This is a genomic window from Georhizobium profundi (assembly GCF_003952725.1).
GTDB classification, from domain to species: Bacteria; Pseudomonadota; Alphaproteobacteria; order Rhizobiales; family Rhizobiaceae; genus Georhizobium; species Georhizobium profundi.
In genome coordinates, this window is sequence record NZ_CP032509.1 from 2,221,651 (window position 1) to 2,240,131 (window position 18,481).

At 61.5% G+C, this 18,481-nt stretch carries 18 protein-coding genes and 1 pseudogene; 13 read left to right on the forward strand and 6 right to left on the reverse strand.

The genetic code is table 11. The features are described 5' to 3' along the window. Window positions 1-2: 2 nt before the first annotated feature. From D5400_RS10510 to D5400_RS10535, 6 genes are all read left to right on the forward strand, one after another. The gene (locus D5400_RS10510; RefSeq protein WP_126009974.1) at window positions 3-890 is read left to right on the forward strand and encodes an ATP-binding cassette domain-containing protein; all 888 of its coding nucleotides are present in this window, start codon (window positions 3-5) and stop codon (window positions 888-890) included. After that, window positions 880-1,704 carry a metal ABC transporter permease gene (locus tag D5400_RS10515; RefSeq protein ID WP_126009975.1) on the forward strand — a complete coding sequence of 275 codons (825 nt, stop codon included), beginning with the start codon at window positions 880-882 and terminating at the stop codon, window positions 1,702-1,704. Before D5400_RS10510 ends, D5400_RS10515 begins: the two co-directional genes overlap by 11 nt. After that, window positions 1,701-2,117, forward strand: a complete 417-nt coding sequence (locus tag D5400_RS10520; protein ID WP_126009976.1) for a Fur family transcriptional regulator — start codon at window positions 1,701-1,703, stop codon at window positions 2,115-2,117. The genes D5400_RS10515 and D5400_RS10520 overlap by 4 nt, the downstream gene beginning before the upstream one ends. A 55-nt stretch (window positions 2,118-2,172) precedes the next feature. Beyond that, window positions 2,173-3,972, forward strand: a complete 1,800-nt coding sequence (locus tag D5400_RS10525) for an acetate/propionate family kinase (RefSeq protein ID WP_126009977.1) — start codon at window positions 2,173-2,175, stop codon at window positions 3,970-3,972. Between the two features lie 96 nt (window positions 3,973-4,068). Beyond that, window positions 4,069-5,061 carry a tRNA dihydrouridine(20/20a) synthase DusA gene (dusA, locus tag D5400_RS10530; RefSeq protein WP_126009978.1) on the forward strand — a complete coding sequence of 331 codons (993 nt, stop codon included), beginning with the start codon at window positions 4,069-4,071 and terminating at the stop codon, window positions 5,059-5,061. An 87-nt stretch (window positions 5,062-5,148) separates the two neighbouring features. Then, on the forward strand, window positions 5,149-5,658 hold the full coding sequence (locus D5400_RS10535) for a Kazal-type serine protease inhibitor domain-containing protein (protein ID WP_126009979.1): 510 nt from the start codon (window positions 5,149-5,151) through the stop codon (window positions 5,656-5,658). Between the two features lie 167 nt (window positions 5,659-5,825). Here D5400_RS10535 and D5400_RS10540 read toward each other — a convergent pair whose 3' ends face one another. Beyond that, on the reverse strand, window positions 5,826-6,038 hold the full coding sequence (locus tag D5400_RS10540; protein ID WP_126009980.1) for a cold-shock protein: 213 nt from the start codon (window positions 6,036-6,038) through the stop codon (window positions 5,826-5,828). A 379-nt stretch (window positions 6,039-6,417) separates the two neighbouring features. On the opposite strand from D5400_RS10540, the pseudogene D5400_RS10545 reads away from it, so the two are divergent. Next, window positions 6,418-6,819: pseudogene (locus tag D5400_RS10545) on the forward strand (cell wall hydrolase); the annotation flags it as partial. Between the two features lie 25 nt (window positions 6,820-6,844). Here the strand turns inward: D5400_RS10545 and D5400_RS10550 are convergent. Beyond that, complete coding sequence (locus D5400_RS10550; RefSeq protein ID WP_126009982.1) at window positions 6,845-7,324, reverse strand: NUDIX hydrolase; 480 nt, start codon at window positions 7,322-7,324, stop codon at window positions 6,845-6,847. 103 nt (window positions 7,325-7,427) lie between these two features. Next, window positions 7,428-8,969, reverse strand: a complete 1,542-nt coding sequence (locus D5400_RS10555) for a sensor histidine kinase (RefSeq protein WP_126009983.1) — start codon at window positions 8,967-8,969, stop codon at window positions 7,428-7,430. A 175-nt stretch (window positions 8,970-9,144) separates the two neighbouring features. Here D5400_RS10555 and D5400_RS10560 point away from each other — a divergent pair, with 175 nt between their 5' ends. The 3 genes from D5400_RS10560 to D5400_RS10570 all read left to right on the forward strand — a co-directional run bounded on the left by D5400_RS10560 (window position 9,145) and on the right by D5400_RS10570 (window position 11,031). Continuing rightward, entirely contained in the window at window positions 9,145-9,756 is a 612-nt protein-coding gene (locus D5400_RS10560) for a glutathione S-transferase family protein (RefSeq protein WP_126009984.1), read from the forward strand. Beyond that, entirely contained in the window at window positions 9,719-10,432 is a 714-nt protein-coding gene (locus tag D5400_RS10565; RefSeq protein WP_126009985.1) for a uracil-DNA glycosylase family protein, read from the forward strand. Before D5400_RS10560 ends, D5400_RS10565 begins: the two co-directional genes overlap by 38 nt. 110 nt (window positions 10,433-10,542) lie before the next feature. Beyond that, window positions 10,543-11,031 carry an Lrp/AsnC family transcriptional regulator gene (locus D5400_RS10570; protein WP_126009986.1) on the forward strand — a complete coding sequence of 163 codons (489 nt, stop codon included), beginning with the start codon at window positions 10,543-10,545 and terminating at the stop codon, window positions 11,029-11,031. Window positions 11,032-11,033: 2 nt separating this feature from the next. On the opposite strand, the gene D5400_RS10575 is transcribed toward D5400_RS10570, so the two are convergent. Beyond that, window positions 11,034-11,495 carry a PAS domain-containing protein gene (locus tag D5400_RS10575; protein WP_164527856.1) on the reverse strand — a complete coding sequence of 154 codons (462 nt, stop codon included), beginning with the start codon at window positions 11,493-11,495 and terminating at the stop codon, window positions 11,034-11,036. A gap of 122 nt (window positions 11,496-11,617) precedes the next feature. After that, entirely contained in the window at window positions 11,618-12,487 is an 870-nt protein-coding gene (locus D5400_RS10580; protein WP_126009988.1) for an NAD(P)-dependent oxidoreductase, read from the reverse strand. An 81-nt stretch (window positions 12,488-12,568) separates the two neighbouring features. Between D5400_RS10580 and D5400_RS10585 the strand changes: the two genes are divergently transcribed. The 3 genes from D5400_RS10585 to D5400_RS10595 all read left to right on the forward strand — a co-directional run bounded on the left by D5400_RS10585 (window position 12,569) and on the right by D5400_RS10595 (window position 16,777). Continuing rightward, window positions 12,569-15,034, forward strand: a complete 2,466-nt coding sequence (locus D5400_RS10585) for a penicillin acylase family protein (RefSeq protein ID WP_126009989.1) — start codon at window positions 12,569-12,571, stop codon at window positions 15,032-15,034. Window positions 15,035-15,186: 152 nt separating this feature from the next. Next, entirely contained in the window at window positions 15,187-16,353 is a 1,167-nt protein-coding gene (locus D5400_RS10590; RefSeq protein ID WP_164527857.1) for a PAS domain-containing protein, read from the forward strand. Then, window positions 16,343-16,777 (forward strand): response regulator, encoded by a 435-nt coding sequence (locus tag D5400_RS10595; protein ID WP_126009991.1) that lies wholly within the window; start codon window positions 16,343-16,345, stop codon window positions 16,775-16,777. The genes D5400_RS10590 and D5400_RS10595 overlap by 11 nt, the downstream gene beginning before the upstream one ends. Before the next feature lie 25 nt (window positions 16,778-16,802). Here the strand turns inward: D5400_RS10595 and D5400_RS10600 are convergent, their stop codons facing one another. Continuing rightward, window positions 16,803-18,284, reverse strand: a complete 1,482-nt coding sequence (locus D5400_RS10600) for a sensor histidine kinase (RefSeq protein WP_126009992.1) — start codon at window positions 18,282-18,284, stop codon at window positions 16,803-16,805. Between the last annotated feature and the right edge of the window lie 197 nt (window positions 18,285-18,481).

Genomic DNA, 18,481 nt, shown 5'->3' on the forward strand with positions numbered 1-18,481 from the left:
TGATGGTGCAGCGGACAAACCTTGTGGAGATGAGCGGCGTCGGGGTCCGGCGCGGCGGGCGCTGGTTGGTGCGCGGCGTCGATTTCACCATTTCGCCCGGTGAGATCGTCACGCTGATCGGTCCGAACGGGTCCGGCAAGTCGACCACGGCCAAGACTGCCATCGGGTTGATGAAGGCGGACGAGGGCACTGTTTCCCGCAAAGCCGATCTGACCATCGGCTACGTGCCGCAGAAGCTCGCCATCGACTGGACGCTGCCCTTGTCCGTGCGGCGGCTGATGACGCTGACCGGAAACCAGCCTCGCGCCGAAATCGACCAAGCGCTCGAGGCTGTGGGCATTGCTCACCTGGCCGATGCCGAGGTCCAGCATCTCTCGGGCGGCGAGTTTCAGCGCGCACTGATGGCGCGGGCCATGGTGCGCCGCCCGGATCTCCTCATTCTCGACGAGCCGGTGCAGGGTGTCGATTTTTCCGGCGAGATCGAGCTTTACGACCTGATCAAGCAGATCCGCGATAGGACCGGCTGCGGCATTCTGCTGATTTCCCACGATCTGCATGTGGTGATGGCGGAAACCGATACGGTCATCTGCCTCAACGGCCATGTGTGCTGCCGCGGTGCGCCGGAGATCGTTGCGAAGAGCCCGGAATATCTGCAATTGTTCGGCGCGCGTGCTGCTTCGACCTTGGCAGTCTACAGTCATCACCACGACCACACCCATCTGCCCGACGGCCGGGTCAAGCATGCCGATGGTTCGGTCACGGACCATTGCCATCCCGATGACGGCCATCACCATGACCATGCCGGCGAGCATCATCATCATGCCGATGCCGCGCCGGTTGCGGCCCATAAGCATGAGGATGGGCACAAGGGGCATCACCATGCTCGATGACTTTTTCACCCGCGCGCTGCTTGCCGGTATCGGGGTGGCCATCACGGTCGGTCCGCTCGGCTGCTTCATCGTATGGCGGCGCATGGCCTATTTCGGGGACACCATGGCGCATTCGGCGCTGCTCGGCGTCGCCATCGCGTTTCTCTTCGACATCAACCTGATGGTCGGGGTCTTCGTCGTCGCGGCGCTCGTTTCGGCTGCGCTGCTTCTCCTGCAGCGACGCCAGTCGCTCTCGACAGATGCGCTGCTCGGGATCCTGTCGCATTCGACGCTGGCGCTTGGCCTCGTCATGGTCGCCTTCATGACCTGGGTGCGCATCGACCTGATGGGCTTCCTCTTCGGCGACATCCTCGCAGTCTCGCGCACGGACATCGCTTTCATCTGGGGTGGCGGCGCGATGGTGCTCGCCGGCGTCGCCTGGCTCTGGCGCCCACTGCTGGCTTCGACGGTCAATGCCGAGCTGGCCGAAGCGGAAGGCATGCATCCGGAACGCGCGCGCGTCGCCTTCATGCTCCTGATGGCGCTCCTGATTGCGATCGCCATGAAGATCGTCGGCATCCTGCTCATCACCTCGCTGCTGATCATCCCCGCAGCCACGGCCCGTCGCTTCTCTAGCACGCCGGAAATGATGGCCGTCATGGCCTCGCTGATCGGCGTCGTCGCCGTCGTTTCGGGCTTGTTCGGTTCGTTGCAGTTCGATACGCCTTCGGGACCGTCGATCGTGGTTGCCGCGCTTGCCCTGTTCCTCGTCAGCCAGATCGCGCCGGTGGTTCGCAGATCCGGGCCACAGCCGCAGGAGGGAGGTCGTCGATGACCAGCCACGTTCACGAACGTCCACTGAGCGATCTGACCAAGAACCAGAAGCTCGTCTTCGATGCGCTGAGCAGTGCGGAAGGGCCTTTGAGCGCCTACACGATCCTCGACCAGCTTCGTGACGAGGGGTTTCGGGCGCCGCTGCAGGTCTATCGTGCACTCGACAAGCTGCAGGAACTCGGCCTCGTCCACCGGCTCGAAAGCCTCAATTCCTTCATCGCCTGCGCGCACCCCCATTGCGCGAGCCACGGCATGATCGGTTTCGCGATTTGCGAGAATTGCGGGCAGGTGGAGGAGTTCTCCGATGCCGAGATCGAAACGCGACTTGGGACATGGATGCGCGAACGCGCCTTCAAGCCGCGCAAGACGACCGTGGAGCTGCGCGGCCTCTGCGCCACCTGCTCGACCCACTGAAAGCGGCCGTCCGACAACCGGATGTAGCCGCTCGCCCCCGGGGAGTTGATCCATCTTGCGCATTCTCGTCTTCAACGCGGGCAGCTCCAGCCTGAAGTTCGGTGTGTTCGACATGGATGGCGCTACGATCCGCCATCGCCTCAAGGCGACGGTGGATCGGCTCGGCCGGTCCACGGCGGAACTGAAGCTTGTCGTCGATGGTCGGGAGAGCCGAGAAGACGTTGCTGCAACCGGGGTCGAGGCTGCCATCGCGGCCGTGCCCGTTATCCTTCAGCGCTTCGACTTCGGCGCGATCGACGCCATTGGCCACCGCATAGCCCATGGCGGCGAAAGGTTTGCCGCTCCGGCGATCATCGACGAACCTGTCATCGCAGCCATCGAGGCGCTCACGCCGCTTGCACCTTTGCACAATCCCGGCGGCCTCGCAGGGATCCGTCACGCCAGAGCGACATGGCCGGGCAAGCCGCAGATCGCTGTTTTTGACACGTCCTTCCATCTGAAGAACCCGCCGAGGGCAACGACCTATGCGGTGCCGGCCGCATGGCGTGAGGCCGGGCTGCGGCGCTTCGGCTTCCACGGCACTTCGCACAAATACGTTGCGTTGCGCGCGGCCGAAGCACTCGGCGAGAACCTCCGCGACCTGCGTGTCATCAGTCTTCATCTAGGCAATGGTGCGAGCGCCTGCGCGATCCAGCTCGGTGAGAGCATCGACAGTTCCATGGGCATGACGCCGCTCGAAGGGCTCGTCATGGGCACGCGTTCGGGCGATGTGGACCCCGGCATCTTCGGCTATCTGCAGCGCAATCTCGGGTTCGACGCAGAAGCCGTCGAAAAGGCGCTCTATGAAGAAAGCGGCTTGAAGGGCCTCACCGGGACCGCCGACATGCGGGACGTGGAGGATATGGCCGCAACGGGCGATGCGGCGGCGCAGCTTGCAATCGAAATCTATGCCTACCGCGCCCGCAAATATGTCGGCGCCTACGCGGCCGCCATGGGCGGGCTCGATGCGCTGGTGTTCACCGGCGGCATTGGCGAGAACTCCGCCGCAATGCGCCGGCGCATCTGCGAGGGTCTCGGTTTTCTTGGGCTCATGCTGGACACCGAACGGAACGGACATGTCGATCTCACCGATCATGCCGTGCCGCAGATCCAGGCATACGGCTCGCGCGTTCGCGTTGTCGTCACCGAAACGGCGGAGCAACTGATGATCGCGCGTGAAGTCAGCGCCTTACTGAAAGCGCCAGCCAACGGCGCCTTGACGGTTCCGGTCGCGATTTCCGCGCGCCACGTGCATCTCGATCAGGATGCGGTCGATGCTCTGTTCGGGACCGGCTACAGCCTGAGCCCGGCCGGTCAGCTGCGCCAGCAGGGCCATTGGGTCGCCAGGGAACGCCTGGCGCTTGAAGGGCCGCGTGGCCGGCTGGACAATGTCGCAATTCTCGGTCCACTGCGTGCCAGAACCCAGATCGAGATTTCGCGAACAGACGGCTTCGCGCTCGGCATCGCCCCGCCGGTGCGCGACAGTGGCAGGCTCGATGGCACGCCGGTCGTTCGGCTCATTGGCCCGGCTGGCGCCATTGACAGTGACGGGCTCATCATCGCCGCACGGCACATCCATACAAATCCGCAGGACGCCGCCCGGCTCGGACTGAAGGATGGCGATGAAGTCGATGTTCGGGTCGGGCAGGGTGATCGCGCCCTGACGCTGTCCGGAACACTGGTTCGCGTCTCACCAAACGCCTTCACCGAAATGCACATCGATACAGATGAAGCCAACGCCGCCGGCATCGAGGGGCGGGCGGATGGGGAACTGCTGGCTGCCGAAGCCACCATCAAGCCATCCGCTCCCGTCTGACACCAGACTTGCCGTCGCGGCGCTTATCACCGATATGTCAGCCTCAAAGTAGCCGCTACCGAGCGGCAGAACCTTCAAAATTCCGCCAGGCAGGCCATGACCTACCCCCAGCATACATTCGCCGTCGCACCTATGATGGACTGGACTGACAGGCACTGTCGCTTTCTCCATCGGCTGCTGACGAAGCAAAGCCTGCTCTATACCGAGATGGTCGTCGCCGATGCCGTGATCCATGGAGACCGGGACCGGCTTCTCGGCTTCGATCCAGTCGAGCATCCCGTCGCGCTTCAGATCGGGGGATCGGACCCCGACAAGCTTGCCGAAGCGGCCAGGATCGGCGCCGATTTCGGCTATGACGAGATCAACCTGAACTGCGGCTGCCCGTCCGACAGGGTCCAGTCAGGCACTTTCGGTGCCTGCCTTATGCAAACGCCCGAAGTCGTCGCCAAGGGTGTCGCGGAAATGCGAAGCGCCGTGTCGATCCCGGTAACGGTGAAATGCCGGATCGGCGTCGATGACCAGGATCCGGAAGAAGCGCTGGATTCGCTCGCATCAGCCGTTCTGGACGCTGGCGCAGATGCGCTCTGGGTGCATGCCCGCAAGGCATGGCTGCAAGGGCTTAGCCCTAAGGAAAACCGGGATATCCCGCCGCTCGACTACGACCGCGTCTATCGGCTCAAGCAGAAATTCCCGCATGTTTTCATCGGGATCAATGGCGGCGTTCAGGATTTGAATCAGGCCGCCGAGCATCTGCGCCATGTCGATGGTGTCATGATGGGCAGGGCTGCTTACCACAATGCGGCTCAACTGGCTGACGTTGACAGGCTAATCTATGGCGAGGAATTGGCGCCGGTGGACTGGGCGGACGTGCGGGATGCAATGATGGAGCACGCCGCCCGCCACATGGCGGCAGGCGGCAGGCTGGTGCACGTCACACGCCACATGATCGGTCTCTTTCAGGGTGTTCCGGGTGCGCGAAGGTTCCGGCAAATCCTGTCGGAGCGCTCCAGCCAGCGTGGGGCAGGTCCTGAAGTCATCGCCGAGGCGTTTGCTGCGATGGATGGGCTCGACAGCCGTCTCGCCGCGTGAGGTCTGTTGCGCCTACAACCGGACAGCGGTAGCATTTCTCGCTGAGCGAAGATGTCTCTTCGCCTTCGCCGAGCGAGGAGGCTCTGTATGTCGTTTCTTTCCGCAAAATCGGTAGGTGTTTCGTTTGTTCTTCTGTCGATCCTGTCGGGCTGCGTCGTCGTAGAGGACGGCCCACGTCCGTACCCGCCCGGTCCTCCGGGGCCGCCGCCCGGACCGCAGGTTTGTCCTCAGATCTATGCGCCCGTATGCGGCGATCGCAACGGCCGTCTCGAGACTTTGCCCAACCAGTGCGTGGCGCGTGCCCAAGGATTCAGGATCGTGGCCGATGGCGAATGCCGCCGGCCGGGACCGCCACCGCGTCCCGGCTTCCCTGGTGGACCCGGGCCTGGTCCAGGCTGGGGTGGCCCGGGTGGCCCTGGTGGACCCGGCCCCGGCTGGGGTGGTGGTCCCGGACCCGGTCGCCCTGGCGGCCCCGGCATCTGCACCCGCGAATATGCGCCGGTCTGCGGCCGTCGCGGTCCGCAGTTCCAGACCTTCGGCAATGCCTGCGAAGCGGACAATTCCGGCTTCCGCGTCGTCGCTCAGGGTCCCTGCTAGGACTCAGGAAATCGTTGACCCAATCAAATCAAGGGCGGCTTTCGAGCCGCCCTTTCTCGTTTGATGCTTTGCGGAGGCATTGATGGCTCGAACAAAAAAGGGCGACCCGAGGGTCGCCCTTTCATGTGTGCCGGACCGGTCCGAGGAGCGGCCGAAAGTATCAGCGCCTAGAGCTGCTGCAGGTTGACAGCCTTGTCGCCCTTGCCGCGGCGATCGGCTTCCGTGTCGAAGGAGACCTTGTCGCCTTCGTTGAGGTGCGCGATGCCGGAAGCCTGGAGAGCGGAGATATGGACGAAAACGTCCTTTGCGCCGCCATCCGGCGTGATGAAGCCGTAGCCTTTGTCAGTGTTGAAGAACTTTACGGTGCCCGTCTGAGCCATGGTACTGGGTCCTTTTCCCGGTTGTTTCCGACCGCCGCGCGCCTATCGCGCGGATGGCCAGGCCGCGATCTGCGGCGGTGTCGAGCAGTCACGTACGGGGAAAGAACGTCAGTCCAGTCTCCGGGTCAGCACATCCCGAACAGCTTGAGCGTATGCATGAGTTGAAAACAAACGCAAGTAAATTTGCGAAGGGCGTTTCTGCGCCCCCTGTCACTCTATCGCCTCATTAGGCCGGCAGCAGGAGCCCAGTTTTGCGTAAAGAGGGTTTCTCATGGGCGATCAGCTGGCAATTGGCCGGTCTTTGGGCGTGCGCGCTATTACGGGCATCACAATCGTCGTGTCACTCAGCGGCTGCGTGGCGGGCAACGCGATCGATGAAATGGCCACGGGCTCCATTGCGCCGGTATCGTCACCAGTGGCCTACAGCGAAAAGGAGCGGGAGTGCCTGGAGCGCGCGATCTTCTTCGAATCCAACCGGTCCAGTGAAGAAGGTCTCGTTGCCGTCGGCACTGTCGTCATGAACCGCGTGGAGGCGGATGAGTTCCCCGACACGATCTGCGAGGTCGTCGGTCAGAAGAACCAGTTCGCCCCTGGCGTGCTTTCTCGTGAACTGCCGCGGGAAAAGGTGCCGGATGTCGTCGCTGCCGCCGACAAGGTCCTCGACGGCCATCGTCATCCGGACTTGGACGCCGCCAAGTTTTTCCACATGGCGGGCCTGACCTTCCCTTACAAGAACATGCATTACCGGCTCGAGGCGGGCGGGAATGCGTTTTACGAGCGGCACTGACCGCTAGAGGTCGCACCGGTCAGTTGCGCGTGGACTGGCCGGAAATGTCGATGCGCATGATGCGGTCGAACTTGGCGATGAGTTGGGCCGCACCGTCGTCGGTCAGAAGCTCATTCAGCTCGGCCAGACTGGCCCATTTGCGGATGCGCTGACCCTGCTCGGGCCAGCGCTCGAGCATTTCTTCCACCTGCAACGCAAAGAGCAGCACGGTGACATAGATGGGGCGTGGACGCTGTTTCGTCGTGCGGTAGACGCCAATCGGCTCGCCATGGAGCCTGCCGCGCACGCCCGCTTCCTCCAGCGCCTCCTGCGCCGCGGACTGAGCCGCCGTCTTGCCTTTGACGAGCCCGCCTTTGGGAAGAATCCAGCGACCGGTTCCCCGTGACGTGACCACGAGATAATCGACGATGCCCGGCTTGCGCAGCCGATAGGGCAGAGCCCCATACTGGATGAGGCTCCCTTCGCGCGTCTGGTCGAAAGTCGCGGGCGTCGAATGCATGGAAGTCCAAGCGAATCAGCTGGATGTCAGAACTTCATGATGCGGGCGCATGGGCCGTCGTGTAAAGAACAAGCTCGTCTCGAGCCGTTGATCGGCCAGGCGTTCAAGCAAAAACCGGCTTCTTCTGCTTCGTCGTGTAGATGCTGTCGTCGTCGATGGGCGGAATGCTTTGCAAAACGCGCCGCGGCGGAAGAATCGCGATCGCTTCCGTGCCTTCGCGCAGCTTCGAGCGCAGCACGAACTGACCGCCATGTTTGGCGAGGATGGCCTGGACGATCGGCAACCCGAGCCCGGTGCCCTGTTCAGCGCTTTTGATGGCGACGGAACCTTGCCCGAATGCTGACAGCACGATCGGTATTTCTTCTTCGGGGATGCCAGGACCGTCATCGACCACCGACAGATATTGGCCGCCACCGGCCGTCCAGCCAACTTTGACGGTGACGATGCCGTTTTGCGGCGTGAACTTCACAGCATTCGACAACAGGTTAAGCACCACCTGGCGCATCGCGCGTTCATCCACCCAGACGAGCGGCAGGGACGGCTCGACCTGTGCGCGAATGTCGATGTGCTTGCTGCGTGCCTTCAGCTGCACCATGCCGATGCAGTCCTCTGCAATCTCGACAAGCGACAGTGCCTCCTCGGTCAGATCGTACCGACCGGCCTCGATCCTCGACAGGTCCAGGATCTCGTTGATGAGGTTGAGCAGGTGTTCGCCGGAGCGGTGGATGTCGGCGGCATAGTCCTTGTACGTCGGATTCGGCATTGGCCCCAGGACCTCCTGGCTCATCACCTCCGAGAAACCGAGAATGGCGTTGAGCGGGGTTCGGAGCTCATGGCTCATGGAGGCAAGGAATCGAGACTTCGCCAGATTTGCCTCTTCGGCCCGCCGGCGTGCTTCGTCGGATACGGCATTCGCCACTTCCAACTCCGCGATCAGCGCCACCTTTTCCGACTGAAAGGAGAGCAGCGTCAGGTTGGAAACATAAAGCCGGTTCGAAACGAACACGAAGTAGCAGAAGGCGGCGCCGAGCACGGCGGCCATGCCGAGATCGTAGGGGCTCCCGTGCAGATAGGCACTGAGGCCAAAAGCAATCACAGGTGGACCGAAAGACGCGATGATCGCCCGCTTGAGCGTAAATGTCGCCATCGCGGAGGCGGCAAGGGCAACGAGCAGGATGACGCCCTTGTAGAACGAGAAGGATGGACCGGAACAGGTCGCACAATCCTGATAGGCAAAGATCGCCCAGCACAATCCGATCGTCAGATGCGCCACGAGAAAGCGGATGGTCCACTTTCGCGTCGTGGCCGGGTCGAAGCTCTTCGCTGAAGCCCGCCGCGCCAGGAACACCAGAATGGCGTAGGCGGCCAGTGTGAGTGCTGACCAAGGGATCAGTTCGAAGGATTCGCCGAAATAGATGCTGATGCCTGTTGCGGCCAGAACCAGCAATGGCATCGCCGCGGCGCCCTGCAGCAGCGAATTGATGTGCAGCAGCATCATCTCGCGCGCGAAATGGTGGCTCAGCGGTTGGCGAAACTGAAGCCGTTCACGGGTTGCGCGCACGGCTTGAGACACGCCGGCATTGCGCTGCGGGCGTGATCGGTCGACGATATTCTTGTCGCCGGTGCTCTCGAGTGCGATCGTCATCGTCCGTCTGGGTCATGCGGTTCTTTGCGGGAAGGTTAACGAGAATTTATTAAGAAGACCCTTCGACGGAGATGCTGCGCAGACACGCCAACCGATTGCGGCCAGCGTGGCGAGCCCATAGAACCTAGCTCGAAGCACGAGGAAAAGCTCTCTTGCGGAATTGGGAGGACGTTCTATGAAGCTTTATGATGGTGGCAAGGCGCCGAGCCCAAGGCGTGTCTCGATCTTCCTGGCCGAAAAAGGCATCGAGATAGAGCGTGTTCCAGTCGACATGGGCGCGCTCGGTCACAAGAGCGAAGCGCTCAGCAAACTCAATCCGTTGCAGCGTTTGCCTGTTCTGGAGCTTGATGATGGAACGGTGCTGACGGAGTCAGTCGCCATATGTCGCTACATCGAGGCACTTCATCCTGAACCCAACCTTTTCGGCCACCGCGGTCTGGAAGAAGCGCAGGTCGAAATGTGGAACCGGCGCGTGGAACTGCACTTTCTCAATTCCGTCGCGGCCGTCTTCAGGCACCTGCATCCCGCGATGAAGGGATGGGAAGTTCCGCAAGTGAAGGAATGGGGCGAAGCCAATCGACCGCGCGTCACCGAATTCCTGTCTTTTCTGGATGGTGAACTTGCACACCGCGATTTCATCGCCGGCAACCGGTTCACCATTGCCGACATTTCGGCCATGGTCTCCGTCAGCTTCATGAAGCCGGCGAAGATCGACATGCCGGAGCATCTTGCTCATCTGCGCGCCTGGCATGAGCGCGTCAGTGGGCGGCCGAGCGCGCGCGCCTGACGGCTTCACTTTGGCCACACCCGACGATGACAGCCTGATTGCACTTGGCGAACGCATCGCTGCGTGCCGCATCTGCCGCGATCGTCCGGATCGACGCGCGCGGCCGCTGCCCCACGAGCCGCGCCCCGTGTGCGTGTTGTCGTCCACGGCGCGGATCGTCATCTGCGGGCAAGCGCCGGGCACCCGCGTCCACGCGTCCGGTCGTCCTTTCACGGATCCGTCGGGAGATCGCTTGCGCACATGGCTGGGGGTGGGTGAGGATGAGTTCTATGATCCGGCGCGGTTTTCCATCGTGCCGATGGGGTTCTGCTTTCCAGGGCTCGATGCAAAGGGCGGCGACCGCCCGCCCCGGCGCGAGTGTCGCGCCAACTGGCATGACAGCGTCTTTGCCGCCATGCGCCAGATCGACCTCGTCCTGGCCGTCGGTCGGTATGCCCAGGATTACCATCTGCCGCAGTGGCGCGGCCGGTCGCTTCACGACGTCGTCCAGTCGTGGGAGGAGATCGCCGAAGAAACCGCGCGGGCAGGGCGGTGCATCATCCCGCTGCCTCATCCCTCCTGGCGCAACAATGCGTGGCTGTCGCGCAATGCCTGGTTCGACGAGAAGCTGGTTCCTCATCTGCAAGAGCAGGTTGCCGCACGTCTCAAGCACGCTGTCGATCAGCGGGAGCATTGAGGCTGCAGAAGCGCTGTGCTAGAGCGCGATGAGAGAAGCCTTGGAACAGCATTCCATCAGATCCGCTGCGTCCAGGCATCCACGCAAAACCATTCTAGAGAAGTCCGTCCATGGATCGCCTTGATCGCAAAATCCTCCGTCTTCTGCAGGAAGACTCGACGCTCGCTGTGGCCGACCTCGCCAAGAAGGTGGGCTTGTCCACGACTCCCTGCTGGCGGCGCATCCAGAAGCTTGAGGAGGAGGGCGTCATCCGCAAGCGGGTCGCTCTGCTCGACCCGGCGAAGGTCAATGCCCAAGTCACGGTCTTCGTGTCGATCCGAACGAGCGCGCATAGCCACGAATGGCTGAAGCGCTTTTCGGAGGTGGTAGTGGATTTTCCGGAAGTGGTCGAGTTCTACCGGATGAGCGGCGATGTCGACTATCTGCTGCGCGTGGTGGTGCCCGACATTGCGGCCTACGACAATTTCTACAAGCGCCTGATCCAGCGCATCGAAATCCGCGACGTGTCCTCGAGCTTCGCGATGCAGCAGATCAAGTACACGACGGAGCTACCGCTCGATTATCTCGTGGTGGATGGCGGGCGCTCCAGCGATTCCTGAGATTACTCGTCGACCGGCGCAGCCATGCCGAGCGTCCGGATCGGCTCGAAGAATTCGTAGATCATCCCCACAAATTCCGGTTTGCCGTCTTCGGTCTCACGGTATTTCCCGACGCTTCGGATGAAGCGATACTCGCTCTCGCGCGACCGCAACCGTATGATCGCGTGAAAGGGCGCCCGGATGATCGTGGCTTGCTCGACCATCTCGAGCATCGCGCCGAGATCGTTCGGATGGATGGCCGCATTGGCTTCCGTGAGGGATACGGGACCTTCGCGATACTCCATGCCGAAGATATCGAAGACGCCTCGCGTCCAGTAGGTGAGCCCCTGCTCGATATCCGTGCGCCAAAAACCGGTGCGTCGGAAATAGGAGGACAGATCGCAGACGTCGTCCGCAGTCAGTCCGATCTGTTCGAACTGCGGTCGGGCTCCAGTCAGCGTGTCGAGATCGTATCGGATAAGCACCAGAAGCATCCGTGGTCAGGTTCGCCGCGGCTTCTCCGCCCGGCTGCTTCTGGTGTATGATACCCTACTAACGGCCTGTAAACACGATTTGTCAGATATCGTGTCAATATCGTGAGGAAATGCTATTTCTCCAGGCGAGCCAACAGCGAGGATGTATCCCAGCGGTTGCCGCCCATCTTCTGAACTTCCGCATAGAACTGATCGACAAGGGCTGCGACCGGCAGAGACGCGCCGTTGCGCCGCGCTTCATCGAGCACGATGGACAGGTCTTTTCGCATCCAGTCGACTGCGAAACCGTGCTCGTACTGACCCTGCACCATGGTCTTGTAGCGGTTTTCCATCTGCCAGGAGCCCGCGGCTCCCTTCGAGATGACGTCCACGACAGCCGCGATGTCGAGCCCTGCCTTCATGCCGAAGTGCAGGCCTTCCGAGAGGCCCTGAACGAGGCCGGCGATGCAGATCTGGTTGACCATCTTGGTCAGCTGGCCAGCGCCGACATCTCCCATGCGACCAACCATCTTCGCATAGGATTCGATGATTGGCTTTGCCTTGTCGAACGTCGCCTGGTCGCCACCGACCATCACGGTCAGCGCGCCGTTTTCGGCGCCTGCCTGGCCGCCCGACACCGGAGCATCGAGAAAACCGAAGCCCTTGTCGCTGGCCACCGCGGCAAGCTCCCGCGCGACTTCTGCAGAAGCAGTCGTGTTGTCGATGAAGATCGCGCCTGCTTTAACACCATGGAAAGCACCGTCGGGACCTGTGGTCACAGCGCGCAGATCATCGTCATTTCCGACGCAGCTGAAAACGAAATCGGCATCCTTGGCGCATTCGGCCGGCGTCGGCCGCGATGCCCCGTTGAACTCGGCGGCCCACCTTTCCGCCTTGGCGGCGCTGCGGTTATATACCGTGACTTCGTGGCCACCACGATTCTTCAGGTGACCGGCCATGGGATAGCCCATGACGCCAAGACCGATGAAAGCGACTTTCGCCATTGCGTTCTCTCCTCATTCAAATTCAAGCCGAGCCGGCAGACGCGTTGCCAACCTGCTTAGGTGCCAACCGGAAATAGATCAATGAAGCGTGCGCTCAAAGTCCTCATTGCACTGACATTCGCGGTGCTGCCCTTGGCGCTTCTCGCCGCTGGTCTCGGTGTCGTGTGGCTCGCCCGCTCGCTGCCGCCTGCAGCAGGCACGATCCAGATGGCGGGCATGAGCGGCCCGGTCACGATTGCGAGGGATGCGAATGGCGTTCCGCACATCCGCGGCACTGCGCGGAACGATGTCTTCGCGGCGCTCGGTGTTGCCCACGCACAGGATCGGCTGTGGCAGATGGAGGTGGCGCGCATGGCGGCGCAGGGCCGTCTCTCTGAAATGTTCGGCTCGACCACGCTCAATACGGATATCTTCCTGCGCAGTGTCGCCATCTACGATGCATCGGTTGCGTCGCTCGAAGCTCTGCCTAAGGCCGATCGCGAGGCACTCCAGCGCTATGCGGATGGCGTGAATGCCTGGCTGCAGCGCGACAACCGCTTCTTTGCCTCGCGCCTTCCAGTCGAATTCGTGGCGCTCGGCCATCAACCTGAGCCATGGACACCCGCCGACAGCGTCGCCGTCGTCAAGATGATGTCCGTTGGCCTCGCAGCCAATATCGGCGACGAGATCAACCGCCTCGCTTTTGCCCGCCAGGGCCTGAACTCCGAAGAGATTGCCGAGCTTATGCCTCTGGTCCCGGGGCTTGATGCACCGGCACTGCCGGACCTCATCGATTTGCTGGAGCTACGCGACGCCGCACCGCTGCGCGAAGCGGGTCTTCGCCCGCAACCCTTCGGTTTGATCGAGCATGGCGGCATGACGGGCGAGGGCGCTTCGAACAATTGGGTCGTGTCCGGCCAGCGCACCGATACAGGCCTTCCGATCCTTGCCAATGATCCGCATCTTGGCTTGAGCGCCCCATCGGTCTGGTACCTCGCGCATCTGCGTGTGGACGGCGCCGACGATGAGGCCGCGCAGAACCTCGTGGGTGCAACCCTTGCCGGCGCGCCGCTCGTGCTGCTTGGCCGCAACGACAATGTGGCCTGGGGCTTCACCAACACGGGTATCGACGCACAGGACCTCTTCATCGAGCAGGTGCGGCCGGGCGAGCCGGATCGCTACCGGACCCCGGACGGTTGGGCGCTGTTTGGCAGCCGCGAAGAGACGATCGTCATTTCCGGTGCCGAACCGCATCGTTTCACACGTCTCAGCACCAGACATGGTCCGGTTCTGCCGCCAAGCTACCGCAACCTGGATCGACTGCTGCCGGCAGACCATGTGGCGGCACTTCAATGGACGGCACTTGCTCGCGACGACACCACCATATCGGTCGGCCTTGCGCTCTGGGACTTCAAGACCGTCTCGGACTTCCAGGCCGGCATGGAAGGTTTCGTCACGCCGATGCAGTCCATCGTCGTTGCAGATCGGCGAGGCAACATTGGCTTGATTGCACCCGGCCGCGTGCCTGTCCGTCACCCCGACAATCTCGTGATTGGCCGTGCACCCGTTCCGGGGTGGGACGCGATCTATGACTGGCAGGGCTTCGTCGATTTCGAGGCGCTGCCGCGCGAGATCAACCCTCAGGTCGGCGCTATCGGAACGGCCAACACCCGGATCGTCGGTGACAATTATTCGGAGATGCTGACGCTCGACTGGGACGAGCCCTATCGCCAGCAGCGCGTGGATGCACTCATCGTCGATGCCGAAGACGAGCATACGGTCGAACTGTCGCGCGCGGCGCAAGCGGACGTCTATTCGCCGGTTTTCGCCGAGCTGATGCCGATGATGCTGTCGATGGCGCAAAGTGAAGGCGAAGGTGATCCTTTCGTCCTTGCGCTTTTGGCCGATTGGGATTTTCAGATGGCGCGGGAGCGCCCCGAGCCGCTCATCGCGATGGCATGGCTTCGCGAGGCGACGCGTGCGATTTTTGCCGATGATCTCGGCCCTGCCTTTGATGGCTGGTTCCAGGCGCACGGCCTCGTGTTGGCCAACGTGCTCGGTGGAAATACCAGTCGCGACTGGTGCGATGATGTCCACACCGAAGCGAGGGAAACCTGCGCCGCCATCGTGCGTCAGGCGCTTGATCGCGCACTGTTCGATATCGAGCGACGCTATGGTGACGATCGGAGTGCCTGGCGCTGGGGCGAAGCACACCGTGCGGTGAGCGTGCACCAGCCTTTTGGCCAGGTCTCTCCGCTTCACCGCATCTTCAACGTCGAAGTGGAAAGCGGTGGTGGGCCATTCACGCTCGACCGCGGCAGGACAGTGTTTTCGAACGAGGACGACCCCTTCGCGAACCGCCACGCGTCGAGCTACCGGGCGATCTACGATCTTGCCGATCTGGACGCATCCACGTTCATGATCACGACGGGTCAATCCGGCAACATCTTCTCTCGCCACTATAGCGATCTGGCCGAGCCGTGGAGCGATGTGGAAGGGCTGAGGATAGACACGGATCCTGCGAAATATGAGCCATCCGCCGAAGGCGCATGGCAAATAATTCCTTAACGCTTTCAGAGACTTTCATGGAAGTTGCTCTAGGTGTCCCGATATCGACGCACCGATGGAACTCTTTCGACGGATCGGGAGTTGATCCAGCAATCATTCGAGATGACGCCGTGGGCGAGGCCTGGGCGCTTCTACAATCGAGGCACTGTGGCTTGATCGACGGGCGTAAACCACCAACGGGTCGCCAAATTTCCGACGCTAAGGTTGCCGAACAGCTGCTCTATAGTCAGCACGCCATCGGTGACCCCTTCGCGGCGGCGATCAATGGTACCCGTATGGCCATGATCATCACTGGACCCTCGGAACAGGACAACCCGATCATCTTCGCCAACAAGGCGTTCTGTCGATTGACGGGATATGACCACGACGAGGTCATCGGGCACAATTGTCGCTTCATCCAGGGTCCCGACACGAGTCGACGTGCAGTCGAGCGGATTTCGCAAGCGATCAGGCGTGAAGAAGACGTTCACGTCGAACTGGTGAACTACCGCAAGGACGGTACCCCGTTCTGGAATTCGCTGTTCCTGTCGCCCGTCCGCAACAGCGAAGGCGAAGTGAAGTTTTTCTTCGGCTCGCAGCTCGATGTCAGCGACAAGAAGCAGACAGAATTCGATCTTCATTCTGTGAACGATGAATTGCGCGAGACAAAGACGTTGCTCGAGCAGCAGATCGACGATCGCACCGGCGAGCTGATGCGGCTCCTGTCTCAACGTTCGCGGCTGATCAACGAACTCGATCATCGCGTCAAAAATAATCTTCAGTTGATCAATTCTCTGCTGGGGTTTGAACTTCGCCGCGATCTCGGTCCGGAAGCTCGCGAAGTGGTCAATCGGCTCCATCAGCGCATCGATGCTTTGGGTCTTGCCCATAAGGACCAGCACAACAAGGAAGCGATCGGCTATTTCCGCGTCGACACCTTCGTCCGCATTCTGGTGAGCAAAGTGCTGACCAACCACCCGCGGAGGCATTCCGAGCCCGTGTACCAGATGGAAGAGGTGCTGCTGCCGATTGGTAAAGCGGCCCCGCTGGCACTCGCGCTCAATGAGTTCGTCCGCAGTCTCGTGTCCAACACCGAGGACATCGTTGACGGCGCCAAGTTGGAAATCAGCGCGCGCACGCAGAATGAGAAGCTCGTCATCGACGTCTCGTCGGCCGATTTGACGGAAGCAAGATGCCGTCGCGCCTTCGACGGCATCGAGGGATGGACGATGCGCCTCATCGAGCGGCAGCTTGAAGCCCGCATCGAATTTACGGATATGGATGGGCACTGCGGGGTGAAACTCGCGATGCCGCTCAACGGGGGGTCCCATGGCGATTGATCATCGCAAGCCGCGCAAGATCGTCATCATCGAAGACGAGGTGCTGCTGGCGCTGGATTTGGAAATGATCGCCGAGGATGTCGGCTTCACCGTCGCCGGCCAAGCCGGCCGCAAGAACGAAGCGATCGATGTCATTCAGCGCTCACGACCGGATCTGTGCCTGGTCGATGTCCATCTTCTGGACGGGCCCACCGGCGTCGATGTTGCCCGCTTCGCGGTTGAGAACACAAACGCACTCGTTGTGTTCGTCACGGCCAATCGAGCCGCCTTGCCAGAAGATCTGGTCGGCGCATACGGCATCATATCGAAGCCCTACACGGTCTCAGGCGTCAAAGACGCGCTGCGCCATCTGCTCGGCGTGATCAACGACAACAATGAAGCAGACGCCGTAACACCTGCGGAATTGCGCGCAGCTGCGCGCTGAACCTTACGCCAGCGCAGCCTCAGGCCTAAAGCGCAGCATTCTTTAGCGGAAAAGCGATCGTGACCTGCGCCCCTTCCGGTGGCCAGGCGAATTCCAACTTACCGCCCAATTGTCCTTCGACGCTGATTTTGGCAAGCCGGCTCCCGAAACCGCTGGGTTCGGGCGTCGATCGGATTTTGGGCCCACCGGTTTCCTTCCAATTCAAACGGAAGGCATCGCTGTCGGTTTCCCATTCGACGCTGATGCGTCCCTCGGATGTCGATAGAGCACCGTACTTCGCGGCGTTGGTTGCCATTTCGTGGATGACCAGCGCCATGCTGGTCGCGGCCTTTGAGCCAAGGACGATGGACGGGCCCTCGATCTTCATCCGCGAACCTTCGGCGTCCACATGTGGCGCCATGATCCGCTCGACCAGATCGTGGAAGGCGATGCGCCCGCCGTCGGCATCGGACCCGGCATCGTTCATGACCATGCCGTGCGCGTGGGACAATGCGCTGAGGCGTCCGGTCAGAATTCCGGCCATCTCTTTTGGCGTCGACGCGTTGCGCGCCGTCATGGTGACCATCGAGATCGCGACAGAGAAGAGGTTCTTGACGCGGTGGTTGAGTTCGCGGAGCAGCAACTCGCGGCCACGCGCCGATTTGACGCTCTCCGTGCGGTCCAGCCCCTGGACGAACACACCGGTGACCTGATCAGCGCTGTCGAAGATGGGATGATAGGTAAAATCGAGGAAGGCTTCGCTCTCCGGTCCGCCTTTTTCCTGCTGCAGCACGATGCGCGCGGCTTCACGGCTGATCGGCTCGCGCGTCTGATACACGCTGTCGAGCATTTCGTAGAAGCCTTGACCTGACAGCTCCGGCAAAGCCTTGCGCACCGGTTTCCCGACCAGATTTCGGCGGCCGACAAAGCGGGTGTAGGCCTCGTTGACGAAGGTGAACACATGCTCGGGACCAGAGAGAACCGCAATCATGCCCGGTGCCTGGTTGAACAGGCGGCGGAAATCGTTGTTCTCCTCAAGAAGCGCCTTTTGTGCTTCTTCGGCCTCCTGCGCACGACGGATGAGGGCCGTTTCGAGACCAACGGTTCGGAACGGCACGAAGGTCGAGCGTCGTAGGCGATGCAACTCCGTCACATCGACCGTGTTCTGCACAACGTGTGTCACGGTCCCTTCCTCATCATGGATGGGGAAGTGGATGGCCGTCCAATAGCGATCGTCAAAACCATCGCCCTTGGCATTGGGAATGGCATAATGGATGTGCGCCAGCGTGTCGGCCTTGCCGCTCCGCAAAACCCGGTTCAGCGAATCGCGCAGATCGCGTCCTGCCGGCCCATCATTCGGAAAGATATCGAAAATGCAGTTGCCGAGAAGGGCATCCAGGCTTTTGCCCGTCGCTTTGCAGTAGGCTGGATTTGCCGCGACGTAACGCAGCTGTGGGTCGAGTACCATGTAAGGGCTGGGGATTGCGTTGAACAGCTCCCCAAATCTCTCGAATTCCGCAGAAGCCACGCGCGCTTTCTTTCGATATCAAGTACCGGCGACGACAAGTCGATCGGCAAAAGTCGGAAACGATCTCGACAGCCAGGTAGAGTGACCGAGGAGCGGGAAGCTGTGTCCGTAAAAGCGCGTCCCTCGATTTTTCAAATCACATGAACATCCCGGTAGTCATCCATCGCCCAGAAGACATGGCATTTCAAGCATTTTCG